This window comes from Bradyrhizobium sp. 142, from assembly GCF_023074015.1.
Taxonomy (GTDB): domain Bacteria; phylum Pseudomonadota; class Alphaproteobacteria; order Rhizobiales; family Xanthobacteraceae; genus Bradyrhizobium.
The window spans coordinates 15849-31191 of sequence record NZ_JADPKQ010000073.1 but is presented as its reverse complement, the minus strand read 5'-3'; the positions used below and the strand labels follow the sequence as shown (position 1 = coordinate 31191).

Sequence of the window (15343 nt, the reverse complement as noted above, 5' to 3'; positions counted from 1 at the left end):
GGAGACCTACGATCCCCCGCCCGCGGTGCCGGAATTTACCGGCGCCAGCTCGTCCTCGCGGCATCGCCAGCCGTCGGCGGCTTTCACGAAGGCGAAGGTGCGCTGGATCCTGAGCCGGCGCGTGACGTTGAAGGCCTCTGCGGAGCGCTCCCTGTTGCCGGCGCCCGGCTGCGGATGACCAGTCCTGGCGTCCCAGCAGGTGCCCGTGCAGGAGGACGCGACCTTGCTGCAGGCGGCGAAGGGGGCCAGCACCACCATCTCGATCTCGCCGGTGACCTGCGCCTCCTGGTCCGTCACCTGGCTGTCGATAGCGAAGACGCGGTTGATGCGGAGGAAATTGCCGCACGAATTGGCGGCATGGATTCGCGCGGCGCAGAAGTCGATGGCGTCGGTGTCGGGCAGCCGCGCTGTGACCTGCCGGCCGAACACCTTCTTCGGATCGCCCTTGGCGCTGCGGACATCGTCAGACTTTCGCTTCAGATTGTCGGCGAGACAGGCTTCTGCGAACTCAAGCTCCTGAAGCGGTACGTTGTCCTTGCCGACGAGATTGCATTCGCGGTCGCGCTCCCGGGTCCATCGGCCATATTCGGCGAAGGCAAAGCGGGCCGCAGTCGGATCCAGCTTGCCGATCAGACCGAGCACCTGGCTGTTGAGCTCGGTCTCGATCAGCGCCAGCGACGGATCTGCGCAGATCAGCGCGCCGGCCGCGGTGTTGGCTGCAAGACAATCGAAATCCGGATCGCGCAGGATCGCGGCGCGCTCTTCGGTGACCCTGAGAAGGCAGGACTTGATCTGGTCGAAATCGTCATAGCGGACCGCGGCCTGGCCGATGATTCCGCAGCCGAGGCTGCGCTGCTTGATCCAGATCGCATTTTCCTCGATCGCGGGCAGGCGATCGGGCAGACGGGCGAGGCGCGCCTCGATCGCCGCGCTCAGCTTTTCTGCGGCGGCGGCGAGCTCGGCATCGCCGCAGAACAATTGATTGGCGGGATTGCGGTTCTGCTGGCAGTTGTTCTTGGCGAACAGCGGCAGCTTGTCGGCGATGGTGCGCTCGGATCGGCCGGTTTGCGCGGCAGCCGGTGCCGTCGGCAACGCAAGCAGCGCAAGCACAGTCAGCGCGATGAACCGCATTCCGGTCGTCCCCCAGCATGGTTCTTGCCATGCTAGCGTCCCGGATCGCGCGGCGATATGAATTTGTGGGCTACGGCGGCAGTTCAGCGCGCCTCGGCGTTGGCGGCGACCATCGATACGGGCGGGCTGTCCAGGGCGGAGAACTGCACCGGTTCGTCGACATACTTCATCACGGCGGACCGATAGAGCACGAACAGCGGCCGGTAGCTCCGTGCATCGTCGTCCTCGACCATTGCCATGCGGCGATTGTCGAGCATCAACCAATGGCCGTCGAGCTTCGCTGCGGCGACGGCATGCTCTTCGCCGGCACGGGTGTCGCGCACCACGACGATGCGGAGATCTTCGGCGGCGACGCCTGCGAGCCGCAGCGCGGCCAGCTTGGCGACGGCATAGTCCTCGCAATCGCCGGCGCCGCGCTGGAAGGTCGCAAGCGGCGAGTTCCAGACATCGTCGGCACCGTCGCTTGCCGCGCGGATCGCCAGATTGATGGCGCGGTTGGTCTCGCCGAGCCGTGCGCGGCCGTCACGGGTGCGGGCCTGGTCGACGATGGCGAGCAGCTTCAGCGCCGCAGGCGAGGCGCAATTGTCGCGATCGCCGTCGCACAGCGCCAGCTGCACCATGTCGCCGTCGAGCTTTTCTTTCAGTGCGAACCATTTCCGTTGCAGGCTGCCGGTGGAGATGGCGAAGGCAAACACGCCGAAGGGCTCGGCGGATTTGCGCACGAGAACCCCGGCGCCCGGCGACAGCAGCGTGCCGGCACGAAGGTCGGCGGCCGATCCGAACAGGATCAATCCGCACAGGACAAGGATTGCGCGCCAGGCGCGCGTGTGAGCCGCGGTCTCCATTTGACATCCCCTTCCGGCTTCGCCAGGTCCCCTCGACCTGCACGTGCCGGGCTTTGTTGCTTGCGCGGAGATAGTGCGAGATCGGCCGTTTTGTTCTGCTTAAGGCGCCCGGCAGGGGGCCCAAAACCGCGGGACAGGCTGAAACGAGCCTCGCCAGATTGTGTAAAATTTTACAAATCCACGGCTAGGAAGGCGCTGACTGCCGCGAAACAGGGGAAAATTGCAGGCAACGGTTGTGCTCCCGCCGATTCTGCATCCATGGCTAACAGCCCGTATTTCGCGGGTTCTGTTAGCTGGGTCACAGTTTTTGTTCCGTATCTGCCGCAGTATGTTGCAGGGCACTGCGAAGGACAGATGACAGAAGTATCCGCAGGTTGCTCTATACAGCGGAATACATGGGGAGCAGCAAAATGGGCGCGAACAAGCGAGCTTTTACCTGCAGCTATCGCAGGATGACTTGAATTTCGCTGGATCAGCGAGTCCAGACGGCGTCTCCCGGGGGCTCGTCACGCTAAATCACACAAGCAATAGAGGTATCGCTAAGGACTTGGTAGTGATATGCAAGTTTAAGCGGTCGATACTTATTTAGATATTAACTCTTTTTACGGTGCCCAGTTGAATTACGCCGGCAAATTTGACGCCGCGATCTCCTTGGACGGCGAGGGTTCCCACTCGCTCGCCGATGTCCATGCCGATTCCTTTGCGGCCAAGCCTTTTATCGCAAAGGCACACGGACACGTGCCCGAGGGCGCGTTCGTTGTTCCCGATCCGAACCTGATCTTTCATGGCGACTTCAAGCGCGCCGGCGCGGATCTCGTGCTGTCCCACGATGGTCGCGAGTTTGTCGTTCACGATTACTTTAGGGGCGACAAGCGCGCGGCGATCTCGTCGCCGGATGGCGCGCATCTCACCGGCGACGTCGTCAATGCGCTCACGGGGTATGTGCAATATGCGCAGGCCGCGCCCGGTGTAACCGCCGCGCAGGTCATCGGTCACGTCACCAAGCTCTCCGGCAGCGCGACCGCAGTCCGCAACGGCGTCTCGGTCGTTCTGAACAATGGCGACAATGTCGAGCAGGGCGATGTGGTCTCGACCGGCGGAGATTCGACGCTCGGCATCACCTTCATCGACGGCACCGTGTTCGGCCTGTCCTCCAATGCGCGGATGGTGCTGAACGAGATGGTCTACGACCCCAACGGGTCGAGCAATTCCTCGCTGCTCAGCCTGGTTGCGGGCACCATCACCTTCGTTGCCGGCGAGACCGCCAAGCACGGCGACATGAAGATTGACACGCCGGTCGCCACCATGGGCATCCGCGGCACGGCGGTGCTGACCCAGATCAACTTCGTCGTTCCAGCGGGCGGCGGCGATCCGCAGCCGCAGGCGAGCTTCCAGGTGCTGGTCGAGCCGAACGGCACCACCGGCTCCTACATCCTGTTCGACAAGGTCACGCTGCTGCCGATCGCGACGGTCAACCAGGCCGGCCAGATGATCCAGATCAGCGGCGGCAACGTCACGATCAGCAATGCGCTGATGTCGCCGGACGTGCAGAAGCTGATCACCGACGTGTTCACGCTGAAGTTCACCGACAACAACAGCAATACCAAGCTGACCTCGAACTTCACCGATTCGATCACGCAGACTAGCCAAGACCTGGTCTTCAAGTCGGGGGCCGGTCCCGTCGTGATCGCGACCTTCACGAACCTCAATCCGCAGGGATCGGAGGGCCCGGGCAATTCCACGCCGTCCGCCACCCGTATTCCCGGCCAGCCGCTGGTGCAAAGCCTCGATCTCAACGGCAATGTTAAGACGGCGTTCGGGGTGACCGAGCGCGCAGACAAGACCGGCGACACTGCAGATTCCGACATTATTTCGGGCCAGATCCCCTTCATCGATCAGAACCTGGGCGACCGGCCGACCGTGAGCGTGAGCCGCGCCGACGCGCCGAACTACGTCTACAAGAACGCCGGCCAGCAGGATGTCACCGGCTCGCTCTCCGCGCTCCAGAAGCAGGACATCGCGGCGACGCAGATCCAGATCAGTGTCGTCGCCGATCCCGCCAACACCAACATCGGATCGGCGGTCTGGACCTACACCATCCCCGACAACGTCTTCGACTTCCTGGCGGCCGGCGAAACACTGACGCTGACCTACATCGTCCGCATCGACACCAATTTCGCGGTGAGCCCCGAGAGCAAATTCATCCCGATCACCATCACGATCACCGGGACCAACGACAAGCCGGTGATCACCACCGGCGTTCCGACCATCACCTTCGAAGGCGGCACCAGCAGGCCGGGCGGCCCGCTCACCAGCCACGTCCCGACCTCGGGCACGCTGACCTTCAAGGATGTCGACCTCACCGACACGCATACGGTATCCGTAAAGCTGACCGGCGCCACGCTGCCGGACGGCACCGTGCCGCCGGGCCCGCTGGCGGCGTTCCAGAACGCGATGTCGGTTGCGATTGCGGCCGGCGCCGACAGCAAGGGCAGCGGTATCGGCACCATCAATTGGTCGCTGGCTGATCTGCCCGTCTACCTCGCCGACTTCATCCCGAAGGGCGAAGTGCTGACGCTGACATATACGGTGACGGTCACGGACGCCCAAGGCGCGACCGCGCAGCAGACCATCACCGTCACGATCACGGGCACCGACGCGCCTGCGGTGGTGTGGATCGCGACGGACCATGCCGGCGCTCCCTCCGGCGGTTTCTGGAAGGACGCTGCGAACTGGGAAACAGGCACGGTCCCGACCATCGATGACGACGTCATCGTCATCACCGATCAGTTGCACGGCCTGACGCCGTCCTATCCGGTGACGATCGACGCTGCGGCCTACGCCAAATCGATCACGATGAACGATTTCGGCGGCCCGCCGCCGAAAGTGATCAACCAGAGCTCGCTGACAGTCGCCGGCGCGCTCAACATGAGCGCCGATTCGATCTTTACCAATGCCGCGACCGGCGCCATGTCCATCGGCGGCAAGGCCGAGATCCTGGACACGGCCGTGCTCACCAATGCCGGATATCTGACGCTCAAGGGCGGCGGTGATTTCGCCAGCGGCACCACAATCACCAATTCCGGCACGATCGAGTTGTTCGGCGGCACGCTGAAGACGCTGGCCGACATCGCCAATGCCGGCGGCATTCTCAAGACCGATGCCGGCTCCACGTTGATCGTCGATACCGCGACGGTCGATGGCGGCACCGTCACCATTCTGGGCATGCTGGAGCTCGACGGCATCAGCCTGATCGAGAACGGCACGCTGAACAATTCCGGCGCGGTCAACGTCAAAGGGGCGGCCGAGTTCGCCCATGAGACCGTCTCCAACACCTCCGCCGGTACGATCAAGGTGCTGGCGAATGGTTGGCTGACCATCGACCAGGGTTCGACCGTCACCAACACCGGCAACGTCACGGTCGATGCCAACGGCAAGCTGACAGTCAATGGCGCCACGATCAACGGCGCCGGGACGGTCACCGGCAACGGCGAGATCGACCTGGCCGGCAATGTCGTGCTGGACGGCGGCATCCTGAACAACAATGCGGCCTTCAAGGTCGGCGGCACCGGCAATGCGCTCGACGGCGAGATCGTCACGAATGCGAGCACCGGCACGATTGAAGTGCTGGCGAATGGTGCGTTGACGATCGATCTGGGCTCGGCGATCGCCAACACCGGCAACGTCACGGTCGATGCCAACGGCAAGCTGACAGTCAATGGAGCGACGATCAGCGGCGCCGGGGTGGTGACCGGCAACGGCGAGATCGACCTGACCGGCGGCGCCGTGCTGAGCGGCGGCATCCTGAAGAACAGTGCTGTCTTGAACGTGAGCGGCATCGGCAACGCGCTCGACGGCGAGACGATCACCAACGCCGGCACGATCGAAGTGCTGGCCAACGGCGCGCTGACGATCGGCCAGGGCGCGACCGTCGCCAACCCGATCGGCAACGTCGTTGTCGATGCCAATGCGGTGCTGACCCTCGACGGGGCCACCATCAGCGGCGGCGGCGTCAACGGCAGCGGCACCATCGATGTCACCGGCGCCAGCACAATCGACGGCGGCGCGACGCTCAGCACGAGTGCAGTCATTGTCGATGCGAAGCTGACGCTGGACGGCATCACGGTATCGGGCTCGACGATCACGGACAATGCCAGCATCGAGGTCGACAATACCGTCAAGCTCGGGGACAACGCCAAGATCCAGGGGGCCTCTGCGGCTGCCAAGGGTGCGATCACCAACACCGGCACGCTGGAGATCGCCGGCGCGGCGACGCTGCTCAACGACGTCCTCACCAATACCGGCCACACCGTTCAGATCGACGACGGGCAGACGCTGACGCTGTCCGGCACCGAGATCACCGGCGGCACCATCGAGAATTACAGCGGCGCGTTGGGCGGCACGATCGACGTCACCGGCAACAGCACGATCGACGGCAATGCGACCCTGAACAAGGGCAACGTGAAGGTGGAGAGCGGTGTTACGCTGACGCTCGGCGATGCGGCGGTGTCCGGCACCAAGATCACCAACGACGGCACCGTCAAGCTCGATGCGAGCCGGACGCTGACGCTGTCTGGCGCCAGCTTGGCTGGCGGCATGCTCGCCGTCTCCGGAACGCTCGATTCCTCCGGCTTCACCACGATTACCGACGCCAATATCTCGAACAGCTACCTGATCGAGGCGATCGGCGGCGTGCTGGCGCTGGTGGGAACGGCCACCACTATTACGAATAACGTCGGCGGCACCATCCAGGCCAATGGCGCCGAGCTCGATATCAACGGCGAGGCGGTCACCAACACCGGCACGCTGGCCGCGATCAATAACGGCACGCTGAAGCTGATCGCGACGACGGTCCCCAACACCGGTACCGTTTCGGTCGAATCGGGCTCGATGCTCGATCTTGCCGGCGCGACCATCAACGGCGGCACCGTCACGATCTCCGGCACACTGGAATCGACCGGCACCAGTGCCATCAACGGCGCCGATTTCACCAACAACGGCACGATCGACGTCACCAGCGGCACGCTGTCGATCGACCCGACGTCTATCACCAACAATCTCCTCATTGAAGTCAACGGCGCCGGTGCGGTGCTCGATATCTCGGGCGATCCCGTCAACAACTCCGGAACTCTGGAGGCGATCAACGGCGGCACGCTCAAGCTGACTGGCCTGACGGTCACGAATCTGGACGGAATCGTTCTGGTCGGCGGCGCGTCGAAGCTTTACCTCTCGTCGGTCACGATCAATGACGGAAACCTGAACAACGCCGGCAATCTCTACAGCGTCTCGGGCTTCAACAAGATCACGGCCGCGGTCGACAACGCCGGCGGCAGCATCGAAGTTCAGGCGGGCACGCTCGACCTCGCGGGCGGCCTGACCGGCGCCGGTTCGCTGATCATTGACGGTGGCGCAACGCTGGAGCTCGCCGGCGCGAATGCGCAGACAGTTACTTTCGCGGGCGGCACCGATACGCTGCAGCTCGACAAGGTCGCGGGCCAGAGCTTTACTGGCACCATTGCCGGCCAGTCGACAACCGGCGGCACGTTTACGATCATGGGCGCGGGCAACATCACGACGTCGAGCGGCGACGCGCTGGACTTCACCGCGTTGGGCGGCGCGCCCGCCAACATCGTTCTCACGCCGACCGGTGCGCTGACCGGTGCGGTCAATGGCATCGTCGTCACCCAGAACGGCACCGGCGGCATTTCACTGACGGCGGCAAAGGACATCACCGGCCTGAACGGCAACGGCATCACGCTGCGCGATAGCGCAACTGGCGTCGGCAGCATCACCGTCAACAATCTCACCGGCAAGGCGACCGGGACCGGCGTGAATTCGGAAGGCATCCTCGTCGAGAATTTGAACGCCGCCAACAACGGCGACATCTCGATCACCCAGCTCGGCGGCGCGGTCGGCGGTGCTTACGGCATCGACGCGACCACGCAAGGCGGCGGTGACATCAGCATCAACGCCGGCGGCAACATGACGGGCAGCTCGATCTACGGCATCCGCGCCCGCAGCTACGGCTCCGGCAGCGAGTCCGTCACGACCGGGGCCGGAAGCGTCGTCACGTCCGGAAGCTCGGGCATCATCGCGGTCAATCGCGCGACGTCCCTGGATTCGTTGGCGGGAAGCACCATCACGGTCGAAAACTACGGCACGATCCATTCCGGCAGCAGCCTCAATCAGAGCGGTAGCGCGCCGGCGGGTATTCAGGCCGGCTACACCGGCGCGACGACGGGAAGCGACGCCAATACACTCGTCAACGGCACCGTCGTCGTCAACAATCACGCCAACATTACCGCCGCGGGCGGCCATGGCATCGATGCCTACAACTACGGCATTGGCGATGTGACGGTGAACAATGGCGCCGATACCAGTGTGGTCGGTGCCCAGATGGGTATCAGAGCCCGGGCGCTGAGCGGCGGTACCGGAAATGTCAGTGTCTCGCTCGGCGCCAACGCGTCGGTGACGGGTACGGCAGGGTATGGCGTCGACGCCTACAGCATCGACCAGGGCAATATCAGCGTCTCGCTGTCGGGTAACGACACCATCATTTCCGGCAGTTCGGGTATCCTCGCGGTTAACGAGGCGATCTCCATCGCGAGCGACGTGCACAGCACGATCCAGGTCACCGCCCACGGCACCATCCATTCAGGTTCGACTTCGAACCTGAGCGGCTCGGCGCCAGGCGGCATCGTCGCCGGCTACAATCCGAGCGGCGACGGCATCTTTTCGAACAACGTCCATGGCGACGTCATCGTCACGAGCGATGCGACGATCACCGCGGATGCGGGCTACGGCATCGAGGCGTTCACCTGGGGCGTCGGCGACGTCACGGTTACGACCGGAGCGACGTCGTCGATCGCTGCGGCGGGCACCGCGATCGGTGCCTTCGATCACGGCGGCGGTGACGTCAGCGTCACCAATAATGGTTCTGCCACCGGTGCGGTCGGCATCTCCGCCATTGCGACCGGCGCCGGCGACGTCACCATCATCAATCATGGCGGTGTCACCAGCACGAGCCTCGCCGGCATCAGCGTCACGCAGAACGAGGCCGGTGCGAGCGGCTCGACCTTTATCACGAATACCGGCTCGATCGTGGCGCCGAACGCCCACGCGGCGATCTACATCAAGGAGAACACGGCCGGCGGCTCCGTGCAGATCGACAATTCCGCCACCGGAACGATCGGACCTGCAGTCGCCTCCAACGTGACGTCCACGACCTACGCCATCGTCGAAACCGGCGGCGCCATCGTGATCAACAACGCCGGCCACATCAACGGCAATATCTCGGTTGCTACCGCCACATTCAATAACCAAGCGGGTGGCACCTGGACGGTCGCCGGCACCAGCGTCTTCGGCAATGCGTCCTCGATCGTCAACCATGGTGCCATTGACCTGCATGGTGGGTCGATCTCCGGGGCCGGGCTGAGCATCGAAAACTGCAACGACATCGATAGCTGGGGTACGGCGTCGATCTCAGGCACCATCGCCAACGCTGGTACAATCGAGATCCATGACGGGGCCCTGATGCTGTTCGGCTCGCTGTCGGGTTCGGGCTCGGTCACGGTCGATGCTGGTGCGCTGCTGACGCTCGATGGCGCGGTGTCGCAGACGATCGCGCTCGCCGGCGACGGCGCCAAGCTTCAGATCGACACGTCGACTTTTAGCGGATCGATCGCGGAGTTGTCCGCGACCGACACGATCGACCTGTCGACCATCAAGTACGGGCTCGGCACCAGCGCAGTCTATGTCAGCAATGCCGATGCCACTACCGGCGGCGTGCTGACTGTCACCGACGCTGACGGCAACCACATCAGCCTGACTTTAAGCGGTGCTGACTACAGCGATGCGACTTTCGCCGGCAGCAGCGACGGTCATGGCGGCACGCTGATCACGCTCAACGCGGCCGACGATGCGCCGGTCTTCACAGCGGCCGAAATCTCGCAGAGCGCAAGCTTCTCCGAGCTTGCGGGCGCCACTGACTCCTCCGCGCTCGACCCGGCATCGGGCGGGACCGGAACGATCCATTTCAAGGACGTCGACCTGACCGACCGGCCGATTGCCTCCATTACGGCTCAGACGGTGAGCTGGACCGGCGCCGATCACACCACCAATCTCTCCGGGTTTCTCACGACGGACGAGGTCAACGCGCTCGATCACGCGCTGACGCTTCAGCAGACCGGCAAGAACAACGGCACGGTTGGCTGGAGCTATTCGATCGCCGACAACGCGCTGGATTTCCTCGGCGAGGGCCAGACCGCGAAGGTGGTCTCCACAATCACGCTCGACGACTGCCACAACGAGACCGACCCGGCGCAGGTCACCGTCACGATCACCGGCAAGAACGATGCGCCGACGCTGAATAACGCGACGCTCGGTGCGATCAACGAAGATGCCGCGGCTCCCGCCGGGTCCAGCGTCGGCGCGCTCTTTTCTGCCGGTTTCCACGATGCTGATGCGGGCGCGAGCTTCAAGGCCGTCGCCATCACGGCCTCCCACGCCACGGCAGCGCAGGGCGTGTGGCAGTACGAAGTTACCGGCGGCAATCAGTGGATCGATATCTCCGGTGTCAGCGACACTGGCGCACTCGTGCTCGCTCCCGACACGCTGATCCGCTTCATGCCGGCTGCGAATTACAGCGGCACGCCCGGCAGCCTCGACGTGCATGCGCTGGACGACACCTATGGCGCAGACGTCACGACGCCCGTCCTGATCGATATTACAACTCCCGGCATCGGCTCCAGCGTGTCGGCTCAGGCGGCGACGCTCAGCACGGACGTGAAGCCAGTGGCCGATGCGCCGGCGTTTAGCATCGACTATACGCCGATCGCCGATACAGGAGAGTTCCTGGTCAACACTACCACGGCCAACGACCAGACCTACAGCGCGGTCGGCGCGCTCTCGGACGGCGGCTACGTCATTGGCTGGGTCTCACAGGGGCAGGACGGCGACGGCACCGGAATCTACGCGCAGCACTATGCCAGCTCTGGCGCGAAGGTCGGCGGCGAGTTCCGTGTCAACACGGCGACTGCGGGAGACCAGTCGAGCCCCTATGTGGTCGGGCTTGAAGGCGGCGGGTTCGTCGCGAGCTGGACCTCCGGGAGTAACAATGGAGCGACCATCCACCTGCAGCGCTATGATGCCTCGGGTTCGCTGGCGGGCGGCGAGGTCTCTCTCAGCGGCTATGGCGAGAACGCCACGCTCGCCGCGCTGTCGAACGGCGGCTTCGTCATTACCTACGTCTCGTCCGATAGCAACGCGTCCGGCACTTACGGGGTCGTTTACGATGCCAGCGGGTGCGCGACGTCTGGACCTTTCCTGATCAACACCACAACGGCCAGCACCCAGCAGGGCGACTCCGTCGCCGGGACGACCGATGGCGGTTTCGTGGCGTCGTGGCATTCCTATGGCCAGGACGGAGATGGCTGGGGCGTCTACTTCCAGCGCTTCGACGCGCAAGGCAACAAGCTCGGCGGCGAGGTGCAGGTCAACACCAATGCCGTTGGCCATCAGTATGGCGGCGAACTCGCCGTCCTGAAGGACGGGTCGATCGTGGTGTCGTATAGCGACGCGAACGCGCTCGTGCTGAGGCACTTCAGCTCGACCGGCACGCCGATCGGCAGCGAGGTGAGCATCTCGGACGCGACCACCGACACGGTGCAGGCCCTGCCGGACGGCGGGTTCCTGGTTACCTATCAGGGCCATGACGTCTCCGGCAGCCTCGGTCTCCTCGGCCAGCGCTTCGATGCCTCGCTGCAATCGATTAGTTCGTCGTTCGTCATCAACGAGACCACGGCTGGCGATCAGGTCTTCCTGGCCGATCGGTCCAACCCGACCGCCGTGACGACGGCCGGCAAGATTGTCTCGACCTGGTTCTCACCGGGCATCGATGGCCACGACGTCGAGGCCCGCGTCTTCACGCTGCCAGGGCTTGGCTCGGAAGACAGCCCGATCAAGCTGCCGGCCATCACGGCGGCTGTTCTCGATACCGACGGATCCGAAACCCTCCTGATCAAGCTCTCGGGCTATCCGGCTGGCGCGACCTTCTCGATGGGCCAGCCCGGGACCGGCGCCGATGCTGGCCATTGGCTGATCGGTGCGACGGATATCGCTTCGCTCGGCACGCCGGGACTGACGATGACCGCGCCTGCCGGGTATCACGGCGAGTTCAGCCTGGATGTCGGCATGACCGTCATCGACTTAGCAAACGGCCTGAGCGGGCCGCTGACGGACACTTACACGGTCACCAAGGATGTGGCGGTCAAAGTCGACGGCGGGCCTGTCATCGACACGACCGATTTCCACGTCGAGCATGTCAACGAAAACAGCACCGACATCATCACCGATCTGGTGGTCATCGACAACGATGCCGGCGCCGCGACGGACAATTTCACCGTCGAGATGTCGACCGCACCGGTGCCCGCGACCAATAGCAGCGTCGATCTGTCGCCGACGTCCGGCACGCTCACGGCCCTCAATGCCGGCCTGGCGAACGGTATCACCTACCATCCCGGTGCCTCGCCGCCGAATACCGATCAGATCACCCTAAAGGTGACGGATACGACCACCGGTCGCTACGATACCGTCCACTTCACCTTCAACGAGGCCGGCGACACCAGCCTTGGCGTCACCCTGCAAGGCACCAGCGGCAAGGACATTATTTTCGCGACCGAGACCGGCGACACGCTGACTGGCGGCGACGGAAAGGATCAATTTGTGTTCGCGCCAGGATCGACCGGGGACAATGCCCAGCACACCATCACCGATTTCGTGTCGGGCCTGGACAAGATCGACCTGCGCTTGTTCTCGGACGTCAGCTCCGTGAGCAATCTCGCGATCGCCCCATCGTCCGGCGATACGCTGGTCACCTTCAGCCACCAGATCAGCGCGTCGGTCACGGAGCACGAGGCGATCCTACTCAAGAACGTGGTCGCCAACCTCAAGGCCAGCGATTTCATCTTCCACGCCTAGCGAACGCTGGGGGCGCCATCGCCGGCGTGCATCTTGACCGCGGCAAAAAATCCATAATCCTCCCCCGCCAGGGAATGGCCAATCGCCCGCCGCCGCTGCATGATCGGTGCGCACGGCGTGAGGCAGGGCAGGAAGTCTAACCGAAATGAAACGTTTCAAGATCCTGCGGCGGTGGTTTGCACGGAAGCTCGGCTTTGCGCGGCTGATGTGCCTTGCGCTGCTGGTCGTGTTTGCCGGGCTGCGCGTCTGGGACCCGCCGCCGATTCAGGAATTGCGGCTGCGCACCTTCGACATGTTTCAGCTGATCGATCCGCGCCACAAGACGGTGCGGCCGGTCACCATCGTCGACATCGACGACAAGAGTCTGGCCAGGCTCGGCCAGTGGCCCTGGCCACGCACGCGCATCGCCGACCTGATTCAGAACCTCACCAACAACGGCGCCGTGGCGGTCGGGTTCGACGTGGTGTTCTCGGAAGCCGATCGCCTCAACCCGGATCTGGTCGCGAGCCAGATGCGCTATCTGGACGACGCCACCCGCGCCAAGCTGCGCGAGCTGCCAAGCAACGACCAGTTCCTCGCCGAAGCGATCAAGCACTCGCGCGTGGTGCTGGGCGAGACCGGGCAGCGAGACATATCCTCAGAGGTCGACAAGACGCTGCCCTTCACCGGCATCGCGACGGTCGGGGAGGAGGGCGCCGAGCGCTTCCTGTTCGAATTTCCGGGCCTGCTCCGCAACGTGCCCGAGATCGAGAAGGTCGCCGCAGGCCGCGGTTTGTTCACGATCAAGACGGAGCGCGACGGCTTGATCCGCCGCGTGCCGATGCTCATGCGCGCCCAGGGCAACATCATGCCCTCGCTCAGCCTCGAAATGCTGCGCGTCGTCACGGGCACGCCGACGCTGCTGGTCCGGACCGACAAGACCGGCATCAGGGCCGTGCGCCTCAAGGGCGTCGAGATCCCGACCGACAAGAACGGTCAGCTCTGGGTGCACTATGCCCGCCAGGACCCGTCGATCTACGTCTCGGCCGTCGACGTGCTCGACAACACCGTGCCGCCCGGCAAAATCGCCGGCAAGCTGGTGCTGGTCGGCACCTCCGCGGTCGGGCTCAACGACATCAAGACCACGCCGGTGTCCTCGACCATGCCGGGAGTCGAGATCCATGCCCAGGTGCTCGAAAGCATTCTGAGCGCTGCGGTGATCTCCCAGCCGAACTATGCGCTCGGCGTCGAGCTGCTCGCGGCCCTCGTCATCGGGCTTCTCGTCATCATCTTCACGCCGAATCTCGGGCCCGTGCGCCTGGTGCTTGCCGGCGCGATGTTTGCCGCCATTTTGGTCGGGGTGTCCTGGTTCTTCTATGCGCAGTACCGCTACCTGATCGATTTCACTTATCCGCTGCTCTCGACCACGGCGATCTACCTGACGCTGATCTTCGCCAGCTTCGTGCGCGAGCAGCGGCAGCGCGTGCAGATCCGCGGCATGTTCGCGCAATACATGTCGCCGGTGCTGGTCGAGCAGCTGGCGCAGTCGCCGGAAAAGCTGGTGCTCGGCGGCGAAGAGCGCGAGATGACGATCATGTTCTCCGACGTGCGCGGCTTCACCACCATCTCGGAGACCTACAAGCACGATCCGCAGGGCCTGATCGCGCTGATGAACCGCTTCCTGACGCCGCTGACCGACGTGATCATCGATCAGAAGGGCTATATCGACAAGTACATGGGCGACGCCATCATGGCGTTCTGGAACGCGCCGCTTGACGACGCCGAGCATGAGCTCAACGCCTGCGAAGCCGCGATCCAGATGCTCGAGCGGATCGACGCGGTCAACAAGGAGCGCGAGCAGGAAGCCGTTGACGGCGGCCATGTCTACATCCCGCTCAATGTCGGCATCGGCCTCAACACCGGCATCGGCGTGGTCGGCAACATGGGCTCCGACCTGAAGAAGAACTATTCGGTGCTCGGCGACAGCGTCAACCTGGCCTCGCGCCTGGAAGGGCAGTCGAAGGAGTATGGCTTTCCCATCATCGTCGGCTCCAGGACCGCGCTCGCCGCCAAGGACAGGTTCGCGATCCTCGAGCTCGATTTCATCATGGTCAAGGGCAAGACCGAGCCGGAGGTGATCTACGCCATCGCCGGCCGCGCGGACGTGATGAATTCAGGCGCCTTCCAGCGCCTGCGCAACGTCACCATCGAGATGCTCGGCTGCTATCGCAACCGCGACTGGCAGGGCGCACTCGATGCGATCGAGCGTGGACGTCGCAGCGAAGATGCCGACACGCTGGAAAAGCTGTTCAATCTCTACGAAGTGCGCATCAAGGAATTCCAGGTCAATCCGCCGGCCGAGGGCTGGACCGGGGCGTATGCGCTGCTGACGAAGTAAGGCTGCGAGTGTG

4 protein-coding genes are annotated in these 15343 nt (G+C 63.9%); 2 read left to right on the top strand and 2 right to left on the bottom strand.

Features of this window, described 5'->3' with window-relative positions; genetic code table 11:
• Positions 1–6: 6 nt before the first annotated feature.
• A complete protein-coding gene (locus tag IVA82_RS07660) occupies positions 7–1131 on the bottom strand; it encodes a lysozyme inhibitor LprI family protein (protein ID WP_247387646.1) in 1125 nt (374 codons plus the stop codon).
• Between the two features lie 83 nt (positions 1132–1214).
• The gene (locus IVA82_RS07655) at positions 1215–1976 is read right to left on the bottom strand and encodes a transglutaminase-like cysteine peptidase (RefSeq protein WP_247387645.1); all 762 of its coding nucleotides are present in this window, start codon (positions 1974–1976) and stop codon (positions 1215–1217) included.
• Positions 1977–2591: 615 nt separating this feature from the next.
• On the opposite strand from IVA82_RS07655, the gene IVA82_RS07650 reads away from it, so the two are divergent.
• Both IVA82_RS07650 and IVA82_RS07645 read left to right on the top strand, forming a co-directional pair.
• The gene (locus tag IVA82_RS07650) at positions 2592–12953 is read left to right on the top strand and encodes a VCBS domain-containing protein (RefSeq protein WP_247387644.1); all 10362 of its coding nucleotides are present in this window, start codon (positions 2592–2594) and stop codon (positions 12951–12953) included.
• A gap of 145 nt (positions 12954–13098) precedes the next feature.
• Positions 13099–15330 (top strand): adenylate/guanylate cyclase domain-containing protein, encoded by a 2232-nt coding sequence (locus tag IVA82_RS07645; RefSeq protein ID WP_247387642.1) that lies wholly within the window; start codon positions 13099–13101, stop codon positions 15328–15330.
• Positions 15331–15343: the final 13 nt, after the last annotated feature.